The organism is Nosocomiicoccus ampullae (genome assembly GCF_001696685.1).
Lineage (GTDB): Bacteria > Bacillota > Bacilli > Staphylococcales > Salinicoccaceae > Nosocomiicoccus > Nosocomiicoccus ampullae_A.
Window position 1 is genome coordinate 237,076 of record NZ_MBFG01000001.1, and the last position, 25,569, is coordinate 262,644.

At 34.6% G+C, this 25,569-nt stretch carries 26 protein-coding genes; 21 read left to right on the forward strand and 5 right to left on the reverse strand.

Annotated features, from left to right (window positions below; genetic code table 11):
- Positions 1-101: 101 nt before the first annotated feature.
- The 6 genes from BBS29_RS01175 (at position 102) to BBS29_RS01200 (ending at position 6,069) form a co-directional block, all read left to right on the forward strand.
- A complete protein-coding gene (locus tag BBS29_RS01175) occupies positions 102-908 on the forward strand; it encodes a pyruvate, water dikinase regulatory protein (RefSeq protein WP_068128277.1) in 807 nt (268 codons plus the stop codon).
- Between the two features lie 11 nt (positions 909-919).
- Positions 920-2,671: a DNA primase gene (gene dnaG / locus BBS29_RS01180; protein ID WP_068128279.1), complete on the forward strand. Its 1,752-nt coding sequence runs from the start codon at positions 920-922 to the stop codon at positions 2,669-2,671.
- A 15-nt stretch (positions 2,672-2,686) separates the two neighbouring features.
- Positions 2,687-3,793, forward strand: a complete 1,107-nt coding sequence (gene rpoD, locus BBS29_RS01185) for an RNA polymerase sigma factor RpoD (protein ID WP_068128280.1) — start codon at positions 2,687-2,689, stop codon at positions 3,791-3,793.
- Positions 3,794-3,896: 103 nt separating this feature from the next.
- Positions 3,897-4,271: a c-type cytochrome gene (locus BBS29_RS01190; RefSeq protein WP_068128282.1), complete on the forward strand. Its 375-nt coding sequence runs from the start codon at positions 3,897-3,899 to the stop codon at positions 4,269-4,271.
- 63 nt (positions 4,272-4,334) lie between these two features.
- Positions 4,335-5,015 carry a tRNA (adenine(22)-N(1))-methyltransferase gene (locus BBS29_RS01195; protein ID WP_068128283.1) on the forward strand — a complete coding sequence of 227 codons (681 nt, stop codon included), beginning with the start codon at positions 4,335-4,337 and terminating at the stop codon, positions 5,013-5,015.
- Complete coding sequence (locus tag BBS29_RS01200; protein WP_068128285.1) at positions 5,005-6,069, forward strand: Nif3-like dinuclear metal center hexameric protein; 1,065 nt, start codon at positions 5,005-5,007, stop codon at positions 6,067-6,069. The genes BBS29_RS01195 and BBS29_RS01200 overlap by 11 nt, the downstream gene beginning before the upstream one ends.
- A gap of 61 nt (positions 6,070-6,130) precedes the next feature.
- Here the strand turns inward: BBS29_RS01200 and BBS29_RS01205 are convergent, their stop codons facing one another.
- The gene (locus BBS29_RS01205) at positions 6,131-7,531 is read right to left on the reverse strand and encodes a YfcC family protein (RefSeq protein WP_068128287.1); all 1,401 of its coding nucleotides are present in this window, start codon (positions 7,529-7,531) and stop codon (positions 6,131-6,133) included.
- 126 nt (positions 7,532-7,657) lie between these two features.
- A complete protein-coding gene (locus BBS29_RS01210; RefSeq protein WP_068128288.1) occupies positions 7,658-8,620 on the reverse strand; it encodes a 4-hydroxy-3-methylbut-2-enyl diphosphate reductase in 963 nt (320 codons plus the stop codon).
- 126 nt (positions 8,621-8,746) lie between these two features.
- Here BBS29_RS01210 and BBS29_RS01215 point away from each other — a divergent pair, with 126 nt between their 5' ends.
- The 5 genes from BBS29_RS01215 (at position 8,747) to BBS29_RS01235 (ending at position 13,106) form a co-directional block, all read left to right on the forward strand.
- Complete coding sequence (locus tag BBS29_RS01215) at positions 8,747-10,066, forward strand: DEAD/DEAH box helicase (protein WP_068128290.1); 1,320 nt, start codon at positions 8,747-8,749, stop codon at positions 10,064-10,066.
- Between the two features lie 6 nt (positions 10,067-10,072).
- Positions 10,073-10,972 carry a deoxyribonuclease IV gene (locus tag BBS29_RS01220; RefSeq protein ID WP_068128293.1) on the forward strand — a complete coding sequence of 300 codons (900 nt, stop codon included), beginning with the start codon at positions 10,073-10,075 and terminating at the stop codon, positions 10,970-10,972.
- Positions 10,973-11,067: 95 nt separating this feature from the next.
- Entirely contained in the window at positions 11,068-11,865 is a 798-nt protein-coding gene (locus BBS29_RS01225) for a metal ABC transporter ATP-binding protein (protein ID WP_068128294.1), read from the forward strand.
- Complete coding sequence (locus BBS29_RS01230; RefSeq protein WP_040928362.1) at positions 11,855-12,694, forward strand: metal ABC transporter permease; 840 nt, start codon at positions 11,855-11,857, stop codon at positions 12,692-12,694. Before BBS29_RS01225 ends, BBS29_RS01230 begins: the two co-directional genes overlap by 11 nt.
- A complete protein-coding gene (locus BBS29_RS01235) occupies positions 12,684-13,106 on the forward strand; it encodes a Fur family transcriptional regulator (protein ID WP_068128297.1) in 423 nt (140 codons plus the stop codon). Before BBS29_RS01230 ends, BBS29_RS01235 begins: the two co-directional genes overlap by 11 nt.
- A 58-nt stretch (positions 13,107-13,164) precedes the next feature.
- On the opposite strand, the gene ispG is transcribed toward BBS29_RS01235, so the two are convergent.
- Complete coding sequence (gene ispG / locus BBS29_RS01240; RefSeq protein WP_068128299.1) at positions 13,165-14,286, reverse strand: flavodoxin-dependent (E)-4-hydroxy-3-methylbut-2-enyl-diphosphate synthase; 1,122 nt, start codon at positions 14,284-14,286, stop codon at positions 13,165-13,167.
- 85 nt (positions 14,287-14,371) lie between these two features.
- Positions 14,372-15,103 (reverse strand): DUF1189 family protein, encoded by a 732-nt coding sequence (locus BBS29_RS01245; RefSeq protein ID WP_084778763.1) that lies wholly within the window; start codon positions 15,101-15,103, stop codon positions 14,372-14,374.
- A 135-nt stretch (positions 15,104-15,238) separates the two neighbouring features.
- Here BBS29_RS01245 and BBS29_RS01250 point away from each other — a divergent pair, with 135 nt between their 5' ends.
- The 9 genes from BBS29_RS01250 to BBS29_RS01290 all read left to right on the forward strand — a co-directional run bounded on the left by BBS29_RS01250 (position 15,239) and on the right by BBS29_RS01290 (position 24,592).
- Positions 15,239-15,841, forward strand: coding sequence for a superoxide dismutase (locus BBS29_RS01250; protein WP_068128303.1), 603 nt, complete (start codon positions 15,239-15,241; stop codon positions 15,839-15,841).
- Between the two features lie 113 nt (positions 15,842-15,954).
- Positions 15,955-18,147, forward strand: a complete 2,193-nt coding sequence (locus tag BBS29_RS01255) for a peptidoglycan D,D-transpeptidase FtsI family protein (protein ID WP_068128305.1) — start codon at positions 15,955-15,957, stop codon at positions 18,145-18,147.
- A gap of 121 nt (positions 18,148-18,268) precedes the next feature.
- Positions 18,269-19,243 carry a PstS family phosphate ABC transporter substrate-binding protein gene (locus BBS29_RS01260; protein ID WP_246827334.1) on the forward strand — a complete coding sequence of 325 codons (975 nt, stop codon included), beginning with the start codon at positions 18,269-18,271 and terminating at the stop codon, positions 19,241-19,243.
- 16 nt (positions 19,244-19,259) lie between these two features.
- On the forward strand, positions 19,260-20,177 hold the full coding sequence (pstC, locus tag BBS29_RS01265) for a phosphate ABC transporter permease subunit PstC (RefSeq protein WP_068128307.1): 918 nt from the start codon (positions 19,260-19,262) through the stop codon (positions 20,175-20,177).
- Positions 20,177-21,052 carry a phosphate ABC transporter permease PstA gene (gene pstA / locus BBS29_RS01270; RefSeq protein WP_040928354.1) on the forward strand — a complete coding sequence of 292 codons (876 nt, stop codon included), beginning with the start codon at positions 20,177-20,179 and terminating at the stop codon, positions 21,050-21,052. Before pstC ends, pstA begins: the two co-directional genes overlap by 1 nt.
- Before the next feature lie 100 nt (positions 21,053-21,152).
- Positions 21,153-21,893 carry a phosphate ABC transporter ATP-binding protein PstB gene (pstB, locus tag BBS29_RS01275; RefSeq protein ID WP_257009071.1) on the forward strand — a complete coding sequence of 247 codons (741 nt, stop codon included), beginning with the start codon at positions 21,153-21,155 and terminating at the stop codon, positions 21,891-21,893.
- Positions 21,893-22,528 (forward strand): phosphate signaling complex protein PhoU, encoded by a 636-nt coding sequence (gene phoU, locus BBS29_RS01280; protein WP_068128308.1) that lies wholly within the window; start codon positions 21,893-21,895, stop codon positions 22,526-22,528. Before pstB ends, phoU begins: the two co-directional genes overlap by 1 nt.
- Positions 22,529-22,607: 79 nt before the next feature.
- A complete protein-coding gene (locus tag BBS29_RS01285) occupies positions 22,608-23,168 on the forward strand; it encodes a 5-formyltetrahydrofolate cyclo-ligase (RefSeq protein ID WP_068128310.1) in 561 nt (186 codons plus the stop codon).
- On the forward strand, positions 23,165-24,592 hold the full coding sequence (locus BBS29_RS01290; protein ID WP_068128312.1) for a rhomboid family protein: 1,428 nt from the start codon (positions 23,165-23,167) through the stop codon (positions 24,590-24,592). Before BBS29_RS01285 ends, BBS29_RS01290 begins: the two co-directional genes overlap by 4 nt.
- Before the next feature lie 30 nt (positions 24,593-24,622).
- On the opposite strand, the gene BBS29_RS01295 is transcribed toward BBS29_RS01290, so the two are convergent.
- On the reverse strand, positions 24,623-24,856 hold the full coding sequence (locus tag BBS29_RS01295) for a DUF2759 domain-containing protein (protein ID WP_040928349.1): 234 nt from the start codon (positions 24,854-24,856) through the stop codon (positions 24,623-24,625).
- An 87-nt stretch (positions 24,857-24,943) separates the two neighbouring features.
- Here BBS29_RS01295 and BBS29_RS01300 point away from each other — a divergent pair, with 87 nt between their 5' ends.
- Positions 24,944-25,567, forward strand: coding sequence for an MBL fold metallo-hydrolase (locus BBS29_RS01300; protein WP_068128314.1), 624 nt, complete (start codon positions 24,944-24,946; stop codon positions 25,565-25,567).
- Positions 25,568-25,569 lie beyond the last annotated feature (2 nt).

Genomic DNA, 25,569 nt, shown 5'->3' on the forward strand with positions numbered 1-25,569 from the left:
TTAACTCGCTGTCACATATATTATATAATTAAAGTATTCACAATGCAACAAAACGTATCAATCACACATATATCTATCGTTTTATAAAGGAATGATCATACGTGAAAAATTTAAAAATAGTCATTGCATCAGATTCTATTGGTGAAACTGGAGAAGTAGTTGCACGAGCAGCACTATCTCAATTTGATGTTGTAGTAGAAGAAAGAAATTTAAAGAGATATGCACATTTAACTGATGTTAAGGATATCGATAATTTCATTCAATCGATTAAATTAGATAATGTCGTTGTAATTTTCACTTTCATTAAACCAGAGCTTTCAAAGTATATTGTAGAGAAACTAACACAACTCAATATTCCATTTGTAGACGTTATGACACCCGTTATGGATATGCTGAAAGAAAAACTAGAGGATGGACCGTTATATGAACCTGGTCGTGTCCATAAACTCGACGCGGACTATTTCAAAAAGATAGAAGCGATTGAATTCGCAGTCCGCTATGACGATGGTAGAGACCCATCTGGTTTAAAATATGCAGATATCGTATTAATTGGTGTTTCGAGAACATCTAAAACACCACTTTCACAGTTTTTAGCATATAGGGGATATAAAGTTGTTAATATTGCACTTGTCCCAGAAGTCGAATTACCAGAACAACTATTTGAAATCGACCCTAATAAATGTATCGGTTTAGAAATTGATCCATCTTCACTGTTTGAAATCCGAAAAAGACGACTCGAGCAACTTGGTTTACTTGAAAATGCTAAATACGGGCAAAACGAAAGAATCGAAGCGGAACTCGAGTATTTCCATCAAACAGTTAAAAAAATTGGTTGCTGTACAATCAATGTTACAAATAAAGCGATAGAAGAAACCGCGAGTGAGATTATTAGAATTATGAATTTATAGAGGTGTATTGAATGGCAGAAAAATCTGTAGTGGATCAAGTAAAAGAATCTACTGACATTGTAAATCTCATTTCAGAATATGTTGATTTAGAAAAAAGAGGTAATAACTACGTTGGGCTTTGTCCATTTCATAACGAAAAAACACCTTCTTTTAACGTTTATAAAGATACGGGAAGTTATTATTGCTTCGGTTGTAGAGCAAATGGATCAGTAATTGATTTTTATATGGAGATGGAAAATCTTCCCTTCAATGAAGCATTACAATCTCTTGGCGAGCGTTCGGGTATTAAAGTTAAACATAAACAAACGAATGTGAATTCAAAAGAGCTTCAACTCATTAAAATGCATGAGATTATGGTAGATAACTATCATAATATTTTAGTGTCAACTGCTGAAGGGAAAGAAGCACTGAACTATTTATTAAAGAGAGGTTTTACACTCGAACAAATCAAAAAGGAAAAGATCGGTTTTGCTCCAAATATAAAAGATAGTGCTATTCAGCTATTAGAAAATCTAAAGTTCTCTAAAGAGATGATGTACCAAGCTGGTCTCGTTGCACGAAACGAAGAGACGTTCGAGTACTTTGACCGATTTAGAAACCGTATTATGATACCGATTAAAAATCATAAAGGTAAATATGTCGCTTTTACAGCACGAGCGTTAGGTGATGATACACCGAAATATTTAAACTCTCCTGAAACAGACATCTTCCATAAAAGCTCGATTATATTTAATTTATCTGATGCTTATAAAGTTATCCAAGATGAAAAAGAAGTGATTTTAATGGAAGGACATATGGATGTATTAAAAGTAAAAAATACATCTATAAAAAATGTCGTCGCGACGATGGGGACGAGTGTGTCTTTAAAGCAAATTGAAATTTTAAAGCGAGTCTCTAAAAATATAACATTAATGTTCGACGGAGACGAAGCGGGTAAAAATGCAACTCAATCGGTCGGAGAAAAGATACTCGAACAAAAAGGAAATCCATATGTCATTCCGTTACAAACAGGTATGGACCCGGATGAGTTTATTGAAAAGCATGGCGAAGAATCATTTGAGAAATATATTTATGAGAACCGAGATCATTTTATTGTTTATGATGCGAAAGAAAAACTTAAAAGTTCAAAACGAAACGACTTAAAGTTCTCTGAGTACTTAAATCATTCGATTCAACTATTAAAATATATCGATAACGAAGTGGAACGAAGCCGACTTGTTAAACAAATATCTGAACTCTATGAAGTTGATGCAGAGCTTATCCATCGACAATTACCAAAAAAACAACGTCGACGAGACAATAAAACAACGTTCAGTAGTCCGAGTGTGACACGTGTAACGTCACGTGAATTTAAAGAGAAACATATTATGCATACATTAATCAATAGTAAAGAGAGAATGCAATATTTTACCTCAAATTTTGACTTAGATTTATTTCAAACAAGTGGTTATCATGATATAATAAATAAATTAGTGGAATATTTTAGCGAATTCGATACATTTGATAAACAGATGTTTTTATCTTATATTGACCCCGAATTAATCACTTGCTTAGAAAACATTATCGCGACTGATTTACCTGTCTTAGAAGAGCAAGAATTAAATGATTATGTACAGGCGATTTGTGGTATAAGTTCAAGTAGTGGGAAGAAAAATAATCTGATCAAAGAAATTGAGCAAGCTGAACTCATTGGAGATGATGAGCGAGCGTTAGAACTCTTTAATCAATTAATAGAACTCCAAAAATTTCCAAAGTCAAAATAAATTAGGGGGATTTCAATGTCAGTTAAAAAGACGCTATCATTAGATGAAAATGAAATAGATATGACAAATATTGAGTCTGTAAAACAGTTCCTATTAGAAAAAGGAAAACAAGAAGGTGAGTTATCTCACGAAGAAATTGCCGATAAGTTACAAAATTTTGACTTAGACTCTGATGCAATGGATGAATTTTTTGAGCAAATTCATACTGCAGAGATTGAACTTGTGAACGAAAAAGACGCAGATGATAAAGATGAGAAATTAGACGTACGTGATATGTCTGCACCGGTCGGTATTAAAATTAACGACCCAGTACGTATGTATTTAAAAGAAATCGGACGCGTAGATTTATTAACGGCTCAAGAAGAAGTCGAACTCGCTAAGCGTATTGAAGCGGGAGACTTAGAGGCGAAAAATAAATTAGCTGAAGCAAACTTACGTCTCGTAGTCAGTATTGCAAAACGTTATGTTGGTCGTGGGATGCTATTCTTAGATCTTATTCAGGAAGGGAATATGGGTCTTATTAAAGCTGTTGAAAAGTTCGACTTTACGAAAGGGTTTAAATTCTCAACGTATGCAACGTGGTGGATTCGTCAAGCAATTACACGTGCGATTGCTGACCAAGCGAGAACAATTCGTATCCCTGTTCATATGGTTGAAACGATTAACAAACTCATTCGTATTCAAAGACAATTACTTCAAGATTTAGGGCGTGAACCAACACCTGAAGAAATTGGAGAAGAAATGGATATTACAGCTGACCGCGTAAGAGAAATTTTAAAAATTTCACAAGAACCTGTTTCACTTGAAACTCCAATTGGTGAAGAAGATGACTCTCACCTTGGTGATTTCATCGAAGACGTTGAAGCACAAAGTCCATCAGACCACGCAGCATATGAAATGCTTAAAGATCAACTAGAAGATGTTTTAGATACGTTAACGGACCGTGAAGAGAATGTATTACGTCTTCGCTTTGGTTTAGATGATGGTCGTACTCGTACGTTAGAAGAGGTTGGTAAAGTGTTCGGAGTCACACGCGAACGTATTCGTCAAATCGAAGCGAAAGCGTTAAGAAAACTTCGTCACCCATCTCGATCTAAAAAACTTAAAGATTTTATGGATTAATTGTGAACAAAGTGTATAATTACTAAAAAAACTCGTTGGAATTTACTTGCAAGTAGTATACAATTGAATAAGAATATGCTAATTATAAGGGGAGGGAAATTTAATGAACAAGAATCCAATTATCCCATTCTTACTGATCATCTTCCTAGGTGTCGGACTTGTATTCTTACTTTCTTCGTACGGAGCTACTGATGATGGTGAAGATACTGCTGATAACGGAACTGAACAACAAGACGGAGATAACGCATCTTCTGGAGATGCTGATGGTGAAAGCGTAGCAAAAGATAACTGTTCGTCTTGTCACGGTCAAGACTTCTCTGGTGGTATGGGTCCTGCTTTAGCTGGAACTGGCGTTGACAAAGAAACATTTGTTAAAGATGTTAGAAATGGTATTGAAGGAACTGCAATGCCAGCGTTCTCTGAAAGTCAAATTTCAGATGAAGAAATCGACGCAATTTATGAATTCTTTACTAAGTAATAAATAATTGAAATTATAACTCCTACATTTGATGTAGGAGTTTTTTTAAATTAGGTGAACATAATGATTGACACGAGACTAAAAGCAGTAAGTAAATACGTTGTTGGAGAAAGATTGTTAGACGTCGGTAGTGACCATGCGTATTTACCTATTTATTTAATAGAACAAAACAAAATTAAATATGCCGTAGCAGGTGAAGTTGTTAAAGGACCGTTTGAAAACTCAAAATCGAATGTTAAAGGATATAAATTTGACGACAAAATCGATGTGAGACTAGGGTCTGGTTTATCTGTGATTCAAAAAGATGAACAGTTTGATACTATTACGATTTGTGGTATGGGCGGTCCTTTAATCGCGTCTATTATAAAAGAAGGCATAAGTTATTTAAATAATACGCCGAGGTTTGTAGTAAGCTCAAATGTTTATGGTGAATCTGTTAGGCGTGAGATGGCCAATTTAAACTATAAAATTATCTCTGAAGAAATAAACTTCTATAATAATAAATTTTATGAACTCATCGTATTTGAATATGGTGAAGACGATTTGAGTGATTTAGAGTTTAAATTTGGACCTATCAATTTAAAAGATAGAACAGATCTTTTTTTATTAAAATTACAAAAAGATAAAGAACACCTACAGCATATTAAAAGTCAAATTGAACAATCGAGTAAAAAAACAGATAAGTTAGAAGAGATTACGAACGACATAAATTTAATTAATCAGGTGATTAATCATGAATATTAAAGAGTTAATGGCAGTTCTTAATACAGTTGCACCGTTTAAAGACGCTGAGGACTGGGATAACGTCGGTCTTCTCGTTGGTTCAAATGATAATACAGTCACTGGAGTTATGACGACACTCGACTGTAATTTAGACGTTATTGATGAGGCACTTAATGAAAATGTGAATACAATTATCGCGCATCATCCAATCATTTTTCCAAAAATTTCAAAACTCGATGATAGTTATCAATCAAAAATTATAAAAACCCTTATAAAAAATGATATGAATTTAATCGTAATGCACACAAACCTTGACCATCAAGATGACGGGGTAAGTGTTATGATTGCAGAAACTCTTGGTCTAAAAGTCATATCTCCTTTAATTCGACATGATGAGGTATCATACAAGTTACGCGTGAATATTCCTAAAGAAGATAAAGAAACGTTTAAAAAAGAGTTAAGCGACATTGGATTTGGTAATCAAGGAGACTATAGTGAATGTTTCTTTGAATATGACGTTCAAGGTCAATTTAGACCAAATGAACATGCTAATCCTACAATTGGAACGCATAATGAATTAGAGTACGTAGATGAGGTCATCATTGAAGCAATATTCGACGGAAGTACGGATAAAATATTAAAAATGATCGAGGCACATCCATATGAAGAGCCAGCATATGACGTATTTACGATTACAAAACCAACAAGTAACGGTCTCGGTGTAGTTGCTGAATTTAACGGCACAATGGATGCTTTAGTTAAACAAATAAAGACATCATCAAAGACACCAATCGTTAATGTCGTAAAAGGTAATGACGAAAAATTAGCGCGTGTTGCGATAGTTGGTGGCAGTGGTGCGAGCTTTATCTCTCAAGCGATGAGACAAGCAGATTGCCTCATAACTGGAGACATTAAATACCACGAAGCATTCGATGCAAAAGAACAAGGATTTAATTTAATCGATGCGGGTCATTATTTAGAATATATGATGATCGACGGATTAAAAAATATATTAGCTGAAAAAATTGCTTTAAAAGTCGTATCAACAAACATCAATACGAATCCGTTTATGTAATAAAAGAAGCAGATGCGTCAGCATCTGCTTTTTTCATTGTAACTGTTTTACAGTCAGCCCTTTACATTGGACCGTAGTTGATGAAGTACGCGATGACGAGTAATACCGCACCGATTGTGTACCAAACAAGGATTAACGGCCAAATGAATTTGATCCAGTCTGTATATTTAATTTTTGCAATTGCTAATGCTGCCATGAAGTATCCTGATGTTGGGTAGAAAATATTTGAGAACCCATCACCAAATAGGAATGCAAGTACGGCAGTTTGTCTTGTCATTTCTGTTAAGTCGACAATTCCGATAATAATAGGCATCGTCGCAGCTGCTTGTCCACTACCTGAAGGGATTAAGAAGTTAATTAACCCTTGGACAACCATCATTGCAACTGGAATTATTGATTCAGGTAAAAGTACTACAACTTTACTTAATCCGTATACAATTGTGTCCATAATCATACCATCTGCTAAGACGACAGAAATTGCTCTCGCAACCCCAACGATGAATGCTCCGAGTAAGATCATACGCATACCGTCGTTCATATATTCAGCTATTTTAGATGGCTTTAATCCTGCAATTAGACCGATTAAAATACCACTAAAGATATAGTAACCACCTAATTCTAAGAAGTACCATTTATATTGGAAAATCATAAATGCCATTAAAACGAGTAAAACAATTAATACGAATGTTGCAATAACTGTTCTTATCTCTGATTTTGGATATTCGACTTTTTCTTTTACAAATTCACTATTGTCAACGTTATCTGTAACAAGTGAAGCCTCTGGATTTTTTTGTACTTTTTTAATATAACGACTTACAAAGATAATACCAACAGTGAGCATAATTACTAATGCGATTGCACGGTACCATAGACCAGAGAATAATGGAAGCTCAGCAATCGTATGTGCTGTACCGACGTTTGCAGCAGTTGTTAAACCACAAGCAAATCCAATGACAGTTGATATTAATATAATTGCTGTTGATGCAATACGGTCATACCCAAATTTTAAAAATAGGGGTAGCAATGCTGGTAAGAAAATGAGTGATGCTTCAATCATTCCTGTCATCGCAACGAATAGTGCAAGTACAAAGGAAATTACAGGAACGATAAGTAAACCTTTGTTTCCAAATGTTTTAATTAGGAAGTTTAAAATAACATCGATAATTCCAGCTTTTTCAATGACACCAAACATCGCACCAATTGCTAAAATACCGAATATGATAATAACAGTTTCTTGAATTCCTCTTGGAATCGCTGTCATAAATTCCATGAAAGTAACCGGTGCTTGGTCGATATAGTGGAACGTATCTGCAATAATTACGTTAATTCCATTTACTTCTTCACGATCGAATGTACCTGCTGGAATAATGTAAGACGCTACTGATGCAAGCAAGATAATAATAAATAGAATAACGTAAATGTGTGGCATTTGAAACTTTTGTTTCTTATCTTGTTTCTCCATAAATTCACCTCGTTAGTTAATGATGGTTATAATTATACAGAAATAGTGTTGAATAATGCAATGTTTAATTCTAGTTCATCTGTTCATTAAAAATAAAATACGGCTGTAACAATACAGCCGTTTAAGTTAGTCTAATATTTTTACTGGTTTTGGATTTTTAATATTTGGTAATATTTTCTCTCTAGGCACAGTAGAAGTTGGCTCTACTACATTTTCTTTATCGTAGTTTGATAAGTAGTCAATGACTTCTTTAACAATTTGTGTTGGTGTTGAAGCACCCGCAGTCACCGCTACTGTTTCAACTCCATCTAACCACTCGAGTTTTAAATCAGAGAGTGACGAGATACGGTACGCATTCGTATGAGCAATTTCTTTTGAAACTTGAGCGAGTCGGTTAGAGTTATTACTCTTTGGATCTCCAACGACAATTAAAAGATCTGCGTCTTTTGCTTGTTCTGCAACCGCTTCTTGACGAACTTGTGTTGCCATACATATTTCTCTATGAACTTCGATATGTGGGAATTCTTCTTTTAATGCATTCATAATATGCTGAACATCCCACTGACTCATCGTCGTTTGGTTTGTGACGATTAGTTTTTTATCATGTAAATGATCTGGAAGTAATTGAATGTCTTCAATCGTTTCGATTAAGTGGACCTCTTCTGGTGCAACACCGACTGCACCTTCTGGTTCTGGATGTCCTTTTTTACCGATATATATCACTTCGTAACCTTCTTTTGTTTTGTTCGAAATTAAATCGTGGGTAAATTGAACATCTGGACACGTCGCATCAATACACGTTAATCCCTTTTCTTTTGCGCGTCTTTTTACTTCTGGTGACACACCATGTGCAGTAAAGATTACGGTACCTTCTTCGATTTGTTCTAATATTTCTAAGCGATTCTCACCATCTAATGTGATAATCCCTTCATCTTCAAATGCATCAGTCACGTGTTTATTGTGAACGATCATCCCTAATATATAAATCGGTCTAGGTAATGTCTTATCTAGAGATGCATTTTTGGCAATAACCATTGCATCGACGACACCGTAACAATATCCACGTGGTGAAATTTTAATTATATCCATTCAGATGCCTCCTCTTCATTGATTATATATCATTATTAATTGAATTCAAATGAATCACTAGTGGTATCTTAAAAGTCGATGTTCATGTATAATATAGTGCGAGTTAAAATAGAAATAGGTGAGAATATGAACGCATTCAAAAGATTTAATTTTAAAGAAGGTATGCTTGAAGCAATTGATAACATTCACTTTACTCATCCGACTCTCGTTCAAGAAAGAGTTATTCCAAGAATTTTAAAAGGAAGTAATGTTATCGTTCAAAGCTCAACGGGTAGTGGTAAAAGCCATGCGTTTTTATTACCGATTATTAATAACATTCAAGTGGATGAAAAGAAAGTACAGTCAATTATAGTCGCACCAACAAGAGAGTTAGCACGTCAGCTTTATAATATGACAACGGATATATTAGAATCTTTCCCTAAAATTGAAGCGAAATTATTTATCGGTGGTAAAGATTTCGAAAGAGATAAAACACGTGCTGAAAATAGTCCGCATATTGCGATTGGTACTCCGAATAGATTAATAGAACTCATTCATTCATCGAGTTTAAAAGTGTCAGAAGCAAAGTCAATCGTCATTGATGAAGCAGATTTAAGTATTGATTTAGGATTTTTAGAAACGATTGACCAAATTTCTAATGCAATGGATCCGTCCGCACAATTTTTAGTGTTTTCAGCGACAATTCCAAATGAGTTGCGTCACTTTTTACAAAAGTATTTAACGCATACAGAAGTGTTAGAAATTGACAATACACGTCAAAAAACTAATATCCATTACAGTTTAATTCCAGTTCGTAGTAAAGATAAGAACAATAAAGTATTAGAACTGACACAATCGATTACACCGTATTTAGGATTTATTTTCGCAAATACACGCGAACGTGCAGATGAGTTATATGAATTTCTTTTAGAAAATGGGGTAAACGTTGGGTTATTCCACGGTGGTTTAAAGCCGAGAGAACGTAAGCAGATGATTCATCAAATCCATAATCTAGATTATCACTACGTCGTAGCAAGTGATTTAGCTGCACGTGGTTTAGATTTTGACGGAGCGTCACACGTTATTAATTATGATATCCCGAGAGAAATTGAATTCTTCACTCATAGAGTAGGTCGTGTTGGTCGAGGAGAGTATACAGGTGTTGCAATAACACTGTATGATCCAAACGAAGAAGACTTAATCGATCAAATTGAAGCAAAAGGATTCACTTTTGAACATGAAGACTTAATAAACGGTCAACTTAAACCGATTAAAAAGCGAAACAAACGTGATACGAGACGTCGTAAAGAAGTTCGCTTAGATGAGGATGTTTCATATAAAGTACGTAAACCAAAAAAAGTAAAACCAGGTTATAAAAAGAAAATGAAACAACAACTAGAACAACTGAAAAAAGACAAGCGTAAACAATATGCGCAAAATCAAAAAAGAAGAAATAAAAAGAGGTAAGATAATATGTTAATCGGATCACACGTACCGATGAATGGTAAAAAAATGTTAGAAGGCGCAGTTGAAACTGCACATTCTTACGGTGAAAATACATTTATGATTTATACAGGTGCACCACAAAACACGAGAAGAAAACCGATTGAAGAGTTAAATATCGAAAGAGGACAAGAACTCATTAAAGCGTACGGTATGAAAGACATCGTCGTACACGCACCATATATCATAAACATCGCAAACACTACTCGTGAAGGCGTGTTTGACTTAGGTGTTGAGTTTTTAATTAATGAAATCGCGCGTACTGAAGCAATTGGTTCAAAACAAATTGTACTTCACCCTGGAGCACACGTTGGTGCGGGTGTAGACGCTGGAATAGAATCGATTATTAAAGGTTTAAACATCGTTTTAGAAGAAAAACACGACGTACAAATCGCTTTAGAGACGATGGCTGGTAAAGGATCAGAAATCGGTCGTAACTTTGAAGAAATCGCGCGTATAATTGACGGGGTCACTCACAACGAGCGTTTAAGCGTTACGTTTGATACGTGTCACGTTCACGACTCAGGATATGACATTAAAAATGACTTTGACGGTGTACTCAATGAATTTGATAAAACAATCGGAGTCGATCGTATTAAAGTCGTTCACGTGAACGATTCTAAAAACGAAGTCGGCGCGAAAAAAGACCGTCATGAGAACTATGGTTTCGGTCATATCGGATTTGACGCATTACAATATATCGTCAATCACGAAACGTTTAAAGATTTACCGAAAATTTTAGAGACACCATTTGTTGGTTTAGACAAAAAAGATAAACAACCCCCATATAAGCATGAAATTGAAATGATTAAAAGCGGTGTGTTTGATCCACAACTACTTGAAAAAATAAATCCAAATATAAAATCATAATATTAAAACGAGCACTGTAAAAGTGCTCGTTTTATTTACAATTCGTAACAGTTACGTTATAATTATACGACTAAAAGCATGTTGGAGGTGTTGTCATGTCAACGCCCGTTTTCGAAATAAGAAATGTATCATACAAATATTATGAAAAAATGGAAACGACAGTGGCATTAAAAGACATAAATCTCAAAATAGAGCGTGGAGAATTTATGGCAATTGTTGGACCGAATGGTTCCGGTAAATCTACATTAATAAAACTAATTCTCGGTATTAAGAAGTTACAAGAAGGCGAGATTTTAATTAATGGTAAGCGAATGAATCGTAGAAATCGAGAAACAAAAATTGGTTATGTATCTCAAAAAGCGGCATCATTTGCTAAAGGGTTTCCTGCGACTGTAAAAGAAGTCGTATTAAGTGGTCTAACAAAAAAGCGTGGACTATTTAAAAAGTTTAACAAAGAAGATTTTAAAGCACTCGATGAAGTGTTAGATTTACTCGACATAGAAGATTTAAAAAATAAAAACATTGCGAGTCTTTCAGGAGGACAAACACAGCGCGTATTTATCGCTCGTGCTCTAATTAACAAACCAGAGATCCTAGTATTAGATGAACCTACAGAAGGCATCGACGCAAAAAATGTCTATAGTTTTTATGAGGTGTTAACACGATTAAAAGAAAGTGGAACGACGATTTTACTCGTCACACATGATATTGGCGTCGTCGTCGATCAAGCGGACACCGTTGCATGCTTAAATGAGCATCTACATTTCCACGGTTCAAAACAAGACTTCTTAAAACTTGATGAAGCGGAGTTATCAAAAGTATACGGGTTTCCGTTACAACTCGTAAATCACGATCATACGAGAAGTTGCTGTGAGGTGCCTTATGTTAATTGATGCGCTACAAAACTATGCATTTATGAGATACTCGTTTATTAGTGGTTTAATTGTAGGGTGTATCGCGCCACTTCTCGGAACATTTATCGTCGTTCGAAGACTGAGTTTAATTGCAGATGCACTCTCACATATTTCACTTGGTGGGATTACGCTCGGTGTGTATTTATCGAGCATACTCTCATTTACAATTAACCCACTCATTACTGCAACGCTATTTTCAATTATCGGTGCAGTAGGTATAGAAAAGATGAGAACTGTTTATAAACACTTTTCTGAAATATCGATACCAATAATTATGAGCCTTGGGATTGCATTATCTGTTATATTTTTATCACTAGCAAATGGTTTTAACCAAGACTTATTTGGCTACTTATTCGGAAGCATCAGTGCAGTAACTAAAAATGATTTATTTTTAATTAGCTGTATTGGAGTTATCGTCATTACGTTCGTTTACTTTTTATATAAAGAGATGTTTTTATTATCCTTTGATGAAGAGTATAGCGAAGTGATGAAAATTAGTGGATTTATACATTTTATTTTTATCGTACTCGTTGCGTTAGTTATTAGTGCATCTATGAGAATTGTCGGAACGCTACTCGTCAGTGCGATGATGACATTACCGGTCGCTGCCGCAATTCGAGTGACGTCAAGCTTTAAAGCACTTATTGCAGTGAGTATATTATTTGGTGAAATTTCGGTCATACTTGGACTCATATTAGGATTTTACTTAAATATCGCTCCTGGTGGTATGATCGTATTAGTTGCGATTTTTATATTATCTATGACATTTATCGTAAATCGATTAGGAGTGAAGATGAATGCCGAATAATGAAAAAGAAAGAATTAAAACAACCCTAAAAGATCATGGGTTTAAACTAACAAAACAAAGATTATCTTTAATAGAAATATTACTGGAAGAAGATAGATACGTCACAGCGACATATGTCTATAATAAAATGTCAGAAATATACGACGGTATTAGTTACGATACAATATATAGAAATTTATATACGCTACATGAAATTGGCGTAGTAGAGGAGACGACATTAGACGGTGAGATGCAGTATATGATCGCTTGTAGCGATCACCATCATCACCACTTTATATGCGACAATTGTGGCATGGTAAAAGTCATCCATTACTGTCCAGTAGATGAATGGCAAAAAGAAATACCAGGCGCTAAAATAAAAGGACATAAAATAGAGCTATACGGTTTATGTTCGAGTTGTCAAAATGATTAAAAAATCACCCCTAAAGTTAGAAATAAAATCTAACTTTAGGGGTGTTGTCATTTAATGCTTATTTATTTTCATTTGCAAGCTCTTTTTTACGTTGTCTTTCTTTTTCGTAATGTGCTTCAGCTAAAATGTCGATTTCTTTTTTAAGTTCCTCGACCATCGTTTCTTCAGGTACTTTTCGCACTGTTTTTCCGTGCATAAATAGTAATCCTTCTCCGCGCGCCCCTGCAATTCCAATGTCCGCTTCACGTGCTTCTCCTGGACCGTTTACTGCACATCCAAGAACGGCTACTTTTATCGGTGCTTTAATATTTGAAATGTATTCTTCGACTTCATTTGCGATCGCAATTAAGTCGATTTCAATACGTCCACATGTCGGACACGCGATAAGTGTTGCTGCGTTTGAAGCGAGTCCAAATGTTTTTAATAATTCTTTTTGAACTTTTACTTCTTCAACAGGATCTGCGGATAATGAGATTCTCATCGTATTACCAATTCCTTTATTGATGAGCACCCCAAGCCCTGCAGCACTTTTAACTGTCCCAGCAAATAACGTACCACTTTCAGTGATACCGATATGAAGCGGGTAGTCGAATGCTTTAGATGCTTTCTCGTACGCTTCGATTGCTAAATGAACGTCAGAAGCTTTCATAGATACGATAATATCGTGGAAATCTAAGTCTTCTAATATTTTAATATGGTGTAACGCACTTTCTAACATTCCGTCAGCTGTCGGATAACCATATTTTTCGATAATGTGACGCTCTAAGCTTCCTGCGTTTACACCGATACGAATCGGTATCCCTTTTTCTTTACACGCATTAACAACCGCTTCAACGCGTTCACGTTTACCGATGTTACCCGGATTGATACGAATTTTATCTGCACCGCCTTCAATAGCGAGTAGTGCAAGTCTATAGTCGAAGTGAATATCGACGACTAATGGTATGTTAATTTGTTTTTTAATTTCTTTAATTGCTAGCGCATCTTCTTCACGTGGACAAGCGACGCGCACGATTTGGCAACCTGCTTCTTCTAAACGTTTAATTTCAGCGACTGTCGCCTCAACGTCATGGGTTTTCGTCGTTGTCATACTTTGAATGATAATCTCGTCTGAGCCACCAATCACTAGATCGCCAACTCGTACAGGACGAGTGTTTTTACGATGTGTAATTTCTGACATTTAATATATCTCCTTGAAACAATGTGATTTATTTTTTGTATGTTCAATTATACAACAAATCTATTATATTGTAATGATGAACAAACTATTTTATCGTCTGCTTCTTTTTGAATACGGGTAGTTTCTTGTCGTAATATATTAAGAAGATTAATACGATAATATATATGAACCAAAGTTCTTTACCCGTTATCAGTTTTAAAATTGTAAAGAGTATCGTCGGAATGACGAAACTATAAGAAATGATTTTAAACCAGWTCATATAATCCGTACGTTTATTTCTCATTGATGCAATTTTATTTAATATAAATGATAGTAGTAATAATAATGTAAATGAAAATGCAGCCATCACTAKAATTTGTATGATTGAATACACTGCAAAAAAGAATCCAGTACTCTTCGTATGTGTATCAATATATTGCTTTAACTCGTTTTCGTTATTAAATTTATTAAAAATTGAGTAAGGTAAATAATCTTCAGTCATATTATGAATTTGAATGCCTTGATGTTGAAATATTATAAAGGCATCTTCTAATGGTAAAGACTCTTCTGTAAAGACAATTCGACCTTTAGAGGTAGTTAAGGTTTTTTCATCTCCAACGTAATAGCCATCTTTAATTTCAAAATGAGGAATTTCGTCTTTTACTTCGCTTAGAGCATTTGCAAATTGATTTGTATTAAAAAAAGATAACATATAAGGGACTGAAAGAAGTATACCTATAATTAATATGTTTAATAACAGATACTTAAAGGGTACAGTTCTAAATAGAGGATACTTTTCAAACTTCAGTAGTCGTTTGAAATATTTTAAATAATCCATGAATTCAACACATCCAAGTTCTATTTTAGTCAGACATTTGACTGATTTACTGATAGGTAGAAACTAATACCTTTTATTGTAGCACTTAATTTGGTATATTTGGGATGTAAACATCATTAGGAGGAGATTTTAGTTATGGCATTTGAACTACCTGAGTTAGACTATGCATATGATGCGTTAGAGCCTACAATCGACAAAGAAACTATGGAGATTCACTACTCTAGACATCATAACACTTACGTAACAAACTTAAACAACGCAGTTGAAGGTACAGAATTCGAAAACAAATCTTTAGAAGAATTAGTAAAAGATATCGATTCATTACCTGAAGATATTCGTACTGCTGTAAGAAACAACGGTGGTGGACACTACAACCACTCATTATTCTGGCAATTATTAACTCCAGAACAAAAAGACGTACCAGCTGAACTTAAAGAAGCTATCGAAGATAAATTCGGTTCTTTAGATTCATTCAAAGAGAAATTTGAAGCTGCAGCTGCAGGTCGTTTTGGATCTGGTTGGGCATGGTTAGTTGTTGGGAATGATGGTTTAGAAATTATTTCTACTCCTAACCAAGATAACCCATTAATGGAAGATAAAACACCTGTGTTTGGTGTGGATGTATGGGAGCATGCGTACTACCTTAAATACCAAAACAAACGTCCAGAGTACTTAGGTGCAATTTGGAACGTTGTAAACTGGGAAAAAGTCAACGAGTTATACCAAGAAGCTAAATAATAACTTCCTTTCAAGCCATGAGTTTAAAAACTCATGGCTTTTTTTAATGATTATCGTGATAATATGTTAAAATAGAATGTGAATTTTTACGAAAGAAAGTTAGGTTGAAGCGTGTGAGACGTGTTAGGAAAAAAAGCTCTGAAGCGATTAAATATCAGTTATTTAAGTCGAGAGCAAATACTTTAGTATTTATTGTTTTTATATCATTTATAATTTTAATTCTTCGCCTCGGACAGTTACAAGTCATTCAGGGTGAGTCTTACCACGAACGCGTTGAAAACGCACAATACGTTAAGATCAATCAAAACGTACCACGTGGTGAGATTTATGATCGAAACGGTAACGTACTCGTTAAAAATAAATCCGAACGTGCAATTTTCTTTACGAGACATCGCAACATGTCTAATAGTGAAATTATGGAACTAGCCAATAAGCTATCTAATTATTTGGAGATGGATGAAGAAAATTTAACGTTACGTGATAAGCAAGACTATGCATTAAACAATTATTTTGATGAGTTACTAAAAGAAATGCCTAATGAGGCAACATTACTTGATGACGGTAATATATCTAGAAATGATTTTAATGAAGCGGTATATGAGAACATTAGTAATGAATATTTAGACTCATTACTTACTGAGGAAGATAAAAACATCATATCTATATATACGAGAATGATCGTCGCAACAGAATTAGATCCCGTTACTATTAAAGGAAGTAACGTCACAGAAAAAGAGTTCGCTACAATTAATGAAGATCTCGATAAGTTAGAAGGAATTACAACTGGAATGGACTGGAAAAGAGAATATCCTTATGGTTCAACACTACGTACAATTCTTGGAGACGTGAGTTCACCGAAAGAAGGACTACCTAAAGAACTCTCTGATTATTATAAATCACTTGGATACTCTCAAAACGACCGTGTCGGTAAATCATATTTAGAGTTTCAATATGAGGATATTTTACGTGGTGAAAAAGAAGAGGTTAAATATTCAACAGATCGAGCAGGTCGTATTATCAATCAAGAAGTTGTAAAAGATGGTAAACCTGGTAACGATTTATATTTAACAATCGATATCAAATTACAGCAAGAACTAGAAAAAATTGCAGAGCATCATTTAAAAGAAATGCGTAATTTAGCAGAAGCTGCAAAACAACGTGCGGATTTAAATGGCGATATCGAATGGGACATTCGACCAGAGTTTTTAGATACTGTGACTCTTGTCGTACAAGATCCATATAATGGTGATATTTTAGCGATGGTTGGTAAACATATTAATAAAGACGGAGATATTGAAGATTTTGATTATGGTACATTTGCTGTGAGTTATGTATCAGGTTCATCCGTTAAAATTGGTACGGTTGTTACAGGTTATCAAAACGATGTTCTACAACCTGGAGAATCACAAGTCGATGAACCACTCGTATTTGCAGATGGTACGAACAAATCTTCATTCTTTAACCGTGACAATAGTTACAACGTAGACGATCAACACGCTTTAATGGTATCTTCGAACGTTTACATGATTAAAATCGCACTTCGTTTACTCGGCTTAGAATACGATCGTAATATGCCACTGCCAAGTGATATTTCTAACGATGCATATAAACTAAGAAATGGGTTAAATCAATTTGGACTTGGTGTGTCAACAGGTATTGACTTACCTAATGAAGAGACAGGTATTTCTCCACCACTAACTAATAACCCTGGGAACTATTTAGACTTAGCGATTGGACAATATGACACGTACTCTACACTACAGCTTTCACAATATATTTCTACAGTTGCGAACGGTGGTAATAGAATGCAATCACACCTTGCAAAAGAAATTAGAGAGCATAATCCAAATGAACCAGGAAAAGTAATACGCTCGTTCAATGGTAATGTTTTAAATACTGTCATGATGACTGACGCTGAAAAAGAACAAATTTCTAAAGGGTTATATGATGTATTTAATACACATCATCAATCGACGGATAGATACGGAACAGGATGGGATGCGTATCATGAATTAGAACCAAAAGCTGCTGGTAAAACAGGAACTGCAGAAGCGTATCGTGAAGGAGTTTCAGTTTTAAACCAAACGTATATCGGATATGCACCATATGACAATCCAGATATGGCATTCTCTATTATATGGCCAACGACACCGATGACGATTCCATTCTTCCCAGCCCAATATATGGGAAGAGATGTTATCCAAAAATATTATGAGCTTGAATATGGTGCGCCTAAAAAAGATTACTACAAATATAATTTAGATGAATTTTACAGACGAATTAAAGCAGGCACGTATGATAGTTAGACTACTGAAAATTTTCAGTAGTCTTTTTTTGATTTTACATATTCTTTACAATACGTTTATTTTAAATTTAAAAACGACCTGTACTATGTAATCATAATCAAAACCATTTGGAGGAATTAAATTGAAAAAGCAAACTTTAAGCGTAGCAATGATGTTAGTTCTAGGAGGTACACTTGCAGCATGTAATAATGATGCTGAAAATGATGACAACAATGCATCAAATGAAACAAGCACAGAAACGAACGAAGAAAAATCTTCAGTCACTGAACAAGCGATTGTTGGTGACGGTTCAAGCACAGTGTTCCCTATCTTAGAAATCGTCAATGAAGACTACAATGCTGAATACGGAAGTGCAGCAGAAATTGGAGTATCTGGTACAGGTGCTGGGTTTGACAGATTTATCGCAGGTGAAACAGATTTCCAAAACGCTTCACGTCCAATTAAAGATGAAGAAAAACAAGCGTTAGAAGACGCAGGTATTGAATACACTGAATTAGAAGTCGCGATCGACGGTTTAACTGTAGCAGTTAACAAAGACAACGATTTTGTAAAAGACTTAACATTTGAAGAGTTATACAAAATCTACTCAGGTCAAGCTGAAACATGGGCGGATGTTCGTAGTGACTTCCCAGATGAAAAAATTGTTGTATATGGTCCAGACCAATCTCACGGAACACATGACTTCTTTAAAGAAGAAGTAATGGATGATGAAGACATTCAAGGTGAGTTAATCCAAGATACAAACCAAGTAGTAAACGCAGTTACATCTGATAAAAATGCAATTGGTTTCTTCGGATATAACTTCTACTTAAACAACAAAGATAAGTTACAAGCAGTAGCGATCCAAGGTGAAGATAGCACAGAAGCTGTTGAACCAACAGAAGAAAACGTTAAGAGTTATAAATATCCACTTTCAAGAGCATTATACGTGTATGTTGCGGATGAGAAAGTGAAAGAAAACGAATCGTTAAGTCAATTCATTGAGTTCTTATTAGATAATGCATCAGTAGCTGCTGAAGATTCTGGTTACGTAGCATTAGACGAAGAGAAGCTTAATGAGCAAAAGGATAAGTTCAAAGAGATTATTGGGAACTAATTAAGTAGGGGTTTATATGAAGGATTTAAGTATACAACAACAAATAGAACGAAAAAAACGTTCAAAAACTCTTGAGAAAGCAGTACCTATCGTACTGTTTTCTATTACTATTGTTTCAGTATTAACAACAATAGGTATTTTATATACATTAATTTCTGAAACATTCCATTTTTTAAGAGAAGTATCAATTGTGGAATTTTTAACGAGTAAAACATGGAACGCTTTTAGTAGCACGCCAACATTCGGTATATTCCCATTAGTCTTAGGAACGTTAAAAATAGTTGTTATTGCGACATTGTTTGCTGTTCCAACAGGTGTATTTTCAGCAATTTATTTATCTGAATACGCACCAAAATCAGTGCGTAAAGTATTAAAGCCAACATTAGAAGTGTTAGCTGGTATTCCAACAGTTGTATATGGAGCATTTGCGATCACAGTGGTCACACCGATGTTACAATCTATTTTTTCATCGATGGGCCACTTTAATGCAATTAGTCCGGGACTTGTTGTTGGAATTATGATTTTACCAATGATTACAAGTTTAACTGATGACGCGATTACGAGTGTACCTGATGCAGTTAGAGAAGGGTCTTATGGACTCGGTGCAACGCAGTTAGAAACTGTTTTTAAAGTAGTCTTACCGGCTGCTTTATCAGGGATTTTAGCGTCAATCGTACTTGCAACAAGTCGAGCTATCGGTGAGACGATGATCGTTTCAATTGCAGCAGGGTCAACACCAAATAGCAGTTTCAACTTATTTGAGTCACTTCAAACGATGACAGGGTTTATCGTACAAGTGACGTCTGGTGATGCAGCATTTGGTTCTCAAGTGTATTACAGTTTATATGCTGTTGGTATCACGCTATTTATATTTACTTTAATTATGAACGTATTAGCAATGTGGATTGCAAAAAGATTTAGGGAGGAATACTAATGGCTATGGATGAAGCAGTATTAGTCAAAAGACAATCAAAGCGTCGAATGCTGAATTCTATTATGAGCAAAGTATTCTTCTTATCAACGATGATCGGTATTGTTGTGTTAATTATTCTTTTAGCATCGATTTTAAAACAAGGTGTCGGTGCGTTATCTATTGATTTCTTTACTAACTTTAGTTCAAGTCGACCAGAAAGAGCAGGAATTAAGGGTGCCTTAATTGGTACTTTATGGTTAATGGCTCTAACGACACCTATAGCAGTTATATTATCTGTCGGAACAGCTATTTATTTAGAAGAATATGCGCCGAAAAACAAACTCACTCACTTTATCGAAGTGAATATTTCGAACTTAGCCGGAGTACCATCTGTCGTATTTGGTTTACTTGGTTTAACAATATTTGTAAGACAATTTGGCTTAGGGAATTCAGTTCTCGCTGCGAGTTTAACGTTAGCGCTAATGATAATGCCGGTAATTATCGTATCGAGTAAAGAAGCATTACGTAGTGTGCCAAATTCTATTCGAGAAGGTTCAATCGGACTTGGTGCATCTAAATGGCAAACGATTTATAGAATCGTTTTACCTGCAGCAGTACCTGGTATTATAACGGGTATTATACTAGCGGTATCTCGTGCAATAGGTGAAACAGCGCCACTCGTTGTAATTGGAATTCCAGTTGCATTATTAGCGACTCCAAAAAGTGTTTTTGATTCATTCCAAGCACTTCCAATGCAAATATATAACTGGGTAAAAATGCCACAAGAAGCGTTTGTTAGTTTAACATCAGCTGGAATTATCGTATTACTCGCGATGTTATTACTCATGAACCTTGTCGCAGTACTCATAAGAAATAAATATTCAAAAAGATTTTAGGTGAAATAAGATGGAAGTAAAAGTAAAAGAAGACAATAAAGTAAAAGATATATTAACTCAAGATCAAACTTTAGATAAAACTTCTGATAAAGAAGTATTTATGACAAATAATTTAAATCTTTGGTACGGAGACACGCATGCATTAAAAGATGTAAACTTAGCATTTAACGAAAAAGAAATTAGTGCGATTATCGGACCATCTGGTTGTGGTAAATCGACTTTCATTAAGACGTTAAACCGAATGGTCGAGCTCGTTCCTAACGTTAGAATTGAAGGAGATATTTTATATAGAGAACAAGATATTTTAGATAAAAAAATGTCTCTTGAATCGTTAAGAACAAAAGTTGGAATGGTGTTCCAAAAGCCGAACCCATTCCCAAAATCTATCTATGAGAATATCGTGTACGGTCCAAGAGTACATGGTATTAAAGATAAAAAGACACTCGATGAAATCGTTGAGAGAAGTTTAAAACAAGCAGCACTTTGGGACGAAGTAAAAGATCGTCTTAAAGATAATGCATATGGTCTATCAGGCGGACAGCAACAACGTTTATGTATTGCTAGAACACTCGCGATTGAACCAGATGTTATATTAATGGACGAACCGACAAGTGCACTAGATCCAATCTCTACAATTAAAATCGAAGATTTAATGCAAGAGTTAAAAGAAAAATATTCGATTATTATCGTGACACACAACATGCAACAAGCAGCTCGTGTTTCAGATAAAACGGCATTTTTCTATAACGGATCGGTAATCGAATATGATGATACTAAAGTCATCTTTGAAAACCCTCGTGATCAACGTACAGAAGATTATGTAACAGGTAGGTTTGGATAATGAAGCCGAGACAAAATTTTATTAATAATTTAGATGAAGTCACTTCATATGTTTTTAGATTATCAAACGAAGTAGAAAAAAGAATTGATAAACTCATTCACTGTATAGAACATAGAAATGTAGATGCGCTAAAAGATATTTCTAAAGAAGATATTGTTGTCAATGACTTAGAGCTTCTAATTAATGAAAAGATTATATCTTTAATTACATTAGAAGCACCAGTTGCCTCTGATTTAAGAATGTTAATCTCTTATATTAAAATCGCAGAAGATTTAGAGCGAGTGGCAGATAACGTTGTAAATATTGCAAACGTAAGTGCTGAATATAATATCGGTTCAGAAGAAATTATCAACAAATTTAAGTCGATGTTACAGCTGTCAAAACTCATGCTTTCAGATGCGACCGTTGCCATGGAAACAAAAGATTTAGCTTTAATTAAAGAACTATTATCTAGAGACGAAGATATCGATATGCTTTATATCGATACGACGTCAGAAGCAATCGAAAAAATTGAAGATAAAGTCATTATGAGTCAAGTTGTGTTAATCGCTAAATATATTGAACGTATCGGTGATCACTTAGAAAATATAAGTGAACATCTATACTATTACTTGACTGGTAGACAGTATCAATAAAACCACTTTATAAAAGTGGTTTTTTTATTTAAACTATTATAATAATATCTGTTAAAATGGAGAGAGAAAGGATGTCTCCATGAGTAAAAAAGAACTACGTCACGAGATGATTGTAAAGTTAAAGTCACTTAATCCAACGGATAAAAGACAAAAAGAACAGAATATATATCAATCTTTAAAGAAATTTATACACGAACACAGTATAAACTCTGTTGGGATTGTTTTATCGATGCCACATGAAATTGATACGCTTCCGATTATTGAATACTTAAACGATAATAATATTGCTGTATATGGTCCAAAATCGAACTATAAAACAAAAGAAATGGACTTTTATAGAGTGAATAGTGCTGATGAAATTTTCAAAGATGAAAAAGGGATTTTTATACCAACATCAAACGAATTAAATAACGACGTCGATTTACTAGTCGTCCCAGGAGTTATATTTAATGATAAAGGTTATCGTACGGGCTATGGTGGTGGCTTTTACGATAGATTTTTAAAGGGTTATCAAGGAAAAACTGTGTCAATTTTATTCGATGAACAGTTCGGTGAGGTGATCGTTGAATCACACGACATGCCTGTCGATTATTTAATCACGCCGACAAAAAATATTAACGCAAGAGAGAATAGACTATGATTAACAAATGGCAAGCAGCGTATGAAATTGTACGATATACAAAATATGTATTTTCACGTTATGACGAAGTTGCAGACACGATTTGGTTAAAAAACAGAAAAAATCGTTCACTAATGATTTTAGTTGATGGTCAATTTGAGGATGAAGAAATTGAAACTACAACTAAAATATTATATGACAATAAAGCGAATATCGATGCAGCTGTCGATTTTAATGTAAGTAAAATATATGTCCACTATATCGATTGTGAACCATTTAAACGTCAATTTAAGTCTAAAGCTCTAAAAGTTATTCACACAGGTACGGATAGTATTGCAAATGTCATATTAAATCCATTCTATAAAATAGATACGAAATATAAAAAATCTAAACCGCTAGATTGGTATAAGAAGCGTGTTTTATCAAGTAACCCGCTTGAAACGTATCTAATTAAATTTACACCGATGACGTTGATACTTATAATGATCAACACACTCATCTTTTTAACGAATTTATTTTATATTCATATACGTGATTCAGTCAACATCACGAACAACTTAGGTTTAACACATCACGGAGTCAATCAAGATACGGAGTTTTATCGACTCATTTCGAGTGCGTTTTTACATGCAGATGTCGAACACTTTTTATTTAATATATTTGCGATATACGTCCTAGGTAAATTTGTTGAATCGATATACGGCTCTACGAAAATGCTTATAACTTATGTTTTAACAGCAATCGTAGCAAATATTGTTTCTCTTGTGTTTATTACAAATGCACTTTCTCTAGGTGCAAGCGGGGCAACTTACGGTATGATGGGGCTACTCGTTATACATCTACTTGTTTATAAAAAAGTTCAAAAGAAACTCATATTTCAAGTACTCGTTGCCTTTGTTGTCATTGGTATTTTAACGAGCTTCTTTAGTAACATCAATCACTATGCGCATGCAGGTGGGTTTATATATGGGCTTATATTAGGTGTTATTTATAACTTTAAAAAAGTAGATTTCAAAATTGCTATCGGAGCATTTATCTTAATGATTGTTTTACCGGTGTCTATGTGGATGATCCAACGAGATCATGTATCATATCAACCGTATGATGAGGAAGCACTCCGTTATTTTTATGAAAAGGATTACGCTCATGCTCTCGAAAAAGTGAACGAAACATTTAAATATGGAAACGAGACGAGTATGAGTTATTATATACTCGGTAAACTTTATGAAGTTGCAGGGGATGATGCAGCCGCTGAGGAAAACTTTAATGTCGCTTTTGAGCTCGATCCAAAGAATGAGTATGTATTAAAACGTAAATTGTTAGAATTACGTAAAAACCAAGACTTTGAAGCGATGGTAAAACTTAGTGAGGATGTTAATGTAAATAAAGTAAAAGATGAAGAACTTTCAGTCATACTTGAAGAATTAAGTTTTAGAGGATATTAAAAAGCTCGCGAATATTCGCGAGCTTTTGTTTTAAAGGTCTGGATAACCAAATGTAAAGATTGTTGCGAGTGAGAAGAATCCGAATGTTGCGATTCCTGCGATACTAAAAATAATACCTAGAATGTTTTTAGATCTTACCGCGTTTATTAATGCGTATACACTTAAAACTGCAATAAGTAACATTAATAGTGACATCGTGTTTACACCAATGTGAATCGATGTACCACCAATTTTAAACAGTTCACCTGTATTAATAAAAGGCATTTTTAATCCCCCAATACTTTTAACATTACGTTAACTCTATTGTATAATTGATACATGTAAATGTCTAGACTATTTTGAGGTGACACTATGGAAATCATTACATTACCACTTGGAGCGTTAAATACAAATTGCTATATTGTTTATAATGAGAAGAAAGATTGTTTGATTTTTGACCCAGCAGATAATAGTGATGAAATTATTCGTACAGTTGAGGAACACGACCTAACCGTCAAAGGAATTTTACTTACTCATTCACATTATGATCATATCGGTGCGTTAGAGGAAGTATCAAAACACTTTAATTTGCCTGTATATATGAGTGAACAAGAGTCAGACTGGTTACTTGATCCGACTAAAAACGGTTCGATTCGTTTTATCGAAGTGATTACTGCTGACGTTGAGAGAGTTTATGTTGGTGAAGGGGAGCTTTCAATTGGAGAATTTGACTTAAAAATACTTCATACGCCAGGTCATTCTCCAGGGAGTTTGAGTTATATATTTGAAGACGATATGTTTATTATTTCTGGAGATGTGCTCTTTAACAAAGGTGTTGGCCGTACAGATTTATATGGTGGTAACACAGAAGCGGTTATGCATTCAATTAAAGAGAAGTTATTTAATTTAAATTTAGAGTATGACGTCTATCCTGGTCACGGTATGCCAACGACATTGCTCGAAGAAAAATACGAAAATCCTAACATAATATGGTAAAT

Bases quoted from the DNA above. Each gene is read 5' to 3' on its own strand.
- dnaG (WP_068128279.1), top strand. From the start codon at position 920: ATGGCAGAAAAATCTGTAGTGGATCAAGTAAAAGAATCTACTGACATT.
- rpoD (WP_068128280.1), top strand. From the start codon at position 2,687: ATGTCAGTTAAAAAGACGCTATCATTAGATGAAAATGAAATAGATATG.
- BBS29_RS01190 (WP_068128282.1), top strand. From the start codon at position 3,897: ATGAACAAGAATCCAATTATCCCATTCTTACTGATCATCTTCCTAGGT.
- BBS29_RS01195 (WP_068128283.1), top strand. From the start codon at position 4,335: ATGATTGACACGAGACTAAAAGCAGTAAGTAAATACGTTGTTGGAGAA.
- BBS29_RS01200 (WP_068128285.1), top strand. From the start codon at position 5,005: ATGAATATTAAAGAGTTAATGGCAGTTCTTAATACAGTTGCACCGTTT.
- BBS29_RS01205 (WP_068128287.1), bottom strand. From the start codon at position 7,531: ATGGAGAAACAAGATAAGAAACAAAAGTTTCAAATGCCACACATTTAC.
- BBS29_RS01210 (WP_068128288.1), bottom strand. From the start codon at position 8,620: ATGGATATAATTAAAATTTCACCACGTGGATATTGTTACGGTGTCGTC.
- BBS29_RS01215 (WP_068128290.1), top strand. From the start codon at position 8,747: ATGAACGCATTCAAAAGATTTAATTTTAAAGAAGGTATGCTTGAAGCA.
- BBS29_RS01220 (WP_068128293.1), top strand. From the start codon at position 10,073: ATGTTAATCGGATCACACGTACCGATGAATGGTAAAAAAATGTTAGAA.
- BBS29_RS01225 (WP_068128294.1), top strand. From the start codon at position 11,068: ATGTCAACGCCCGTTTTCGAAATAAGAAATGTATCATACAAATATTAT.
- BBS29_RS01230 (WP_040928362.1), top strand. From the start codon at position 11,855: ATGTTAATTGATGCGCTACAAAACTATGCATTTATGAGATACTCGTTT.
- BBS29_RS01235 (WP_068128297.1), top strand. From the start codon at position 12,684: ATGCCGAATAATGAAAAAGAAAGAATTAAAACAACCCTAAAAGATCAT.
- ispG (WP_068128299.1), bottom strand. From the start codon at position 14,286: ATGTCAGAAATTACACATCGTAAAAACACTCGTCCTGTACGAGTTGGC.
- BBS29_RS01250 (WP_068128303.1), top strand. From the start codon at position 15,239: ATGGCATTTGAACTACCTGAGTTAGACTATGCATATGATGCGTTAGAG.
- pstC (WP_068128307.1), top strand. From the start codon at position 19,260: ATGAAGGATTTAAGTATACAACAACAAATAGAACGAAAAAAACGTTCA.
- pstA (WP_040928354.1), top strand. From the start codon at position 20,177: ATGGCTATGGATGAAGCAGTATTAGTCAAAAGACAATCAAAGCGTCGA.
- pstB (WP_257009071.1), top strand. From the start codon at position 21,153: ATGACAAATAATTTAAATCTTTGGTACGGAGACACGCATGCATTAAAA.
- phoU (WP_068128308.1), top strand. From the start codon at position 21,893: ATGAAGCCGAGACAAAATTTTATTAATAATTTAGATGAAGTCACTTCA.
- BBS29_RS01285 (WP_068128310.1), top strand. From the start codon at position 22,608: ATGAGTAAAAAAGAACTACGTCACGAGATGATTGTAAAGTTAAAGTCA.
- BBS29_RS01290 (WP_068128312.1), top strand. From the start codon at position 23,165: ATGATTAACAAATGGCAAGCAGCGTATGAAATTGTACGATATACAAAA.
- BBS29_RS01295 (WP_040928349.1), bottom strand. From the start codon at position 24,856: ATGCCTTTTATTAATACAGGTGAACTGTTTAAAATTGGTGGTACATCG.
- BBS29_RS01300 (WP_068128314.1), top strand. From the start codon at position 24,944: ATGGAAATCATTACATTACCACTTGGAGCGTTAAATACAAATTGCTAT.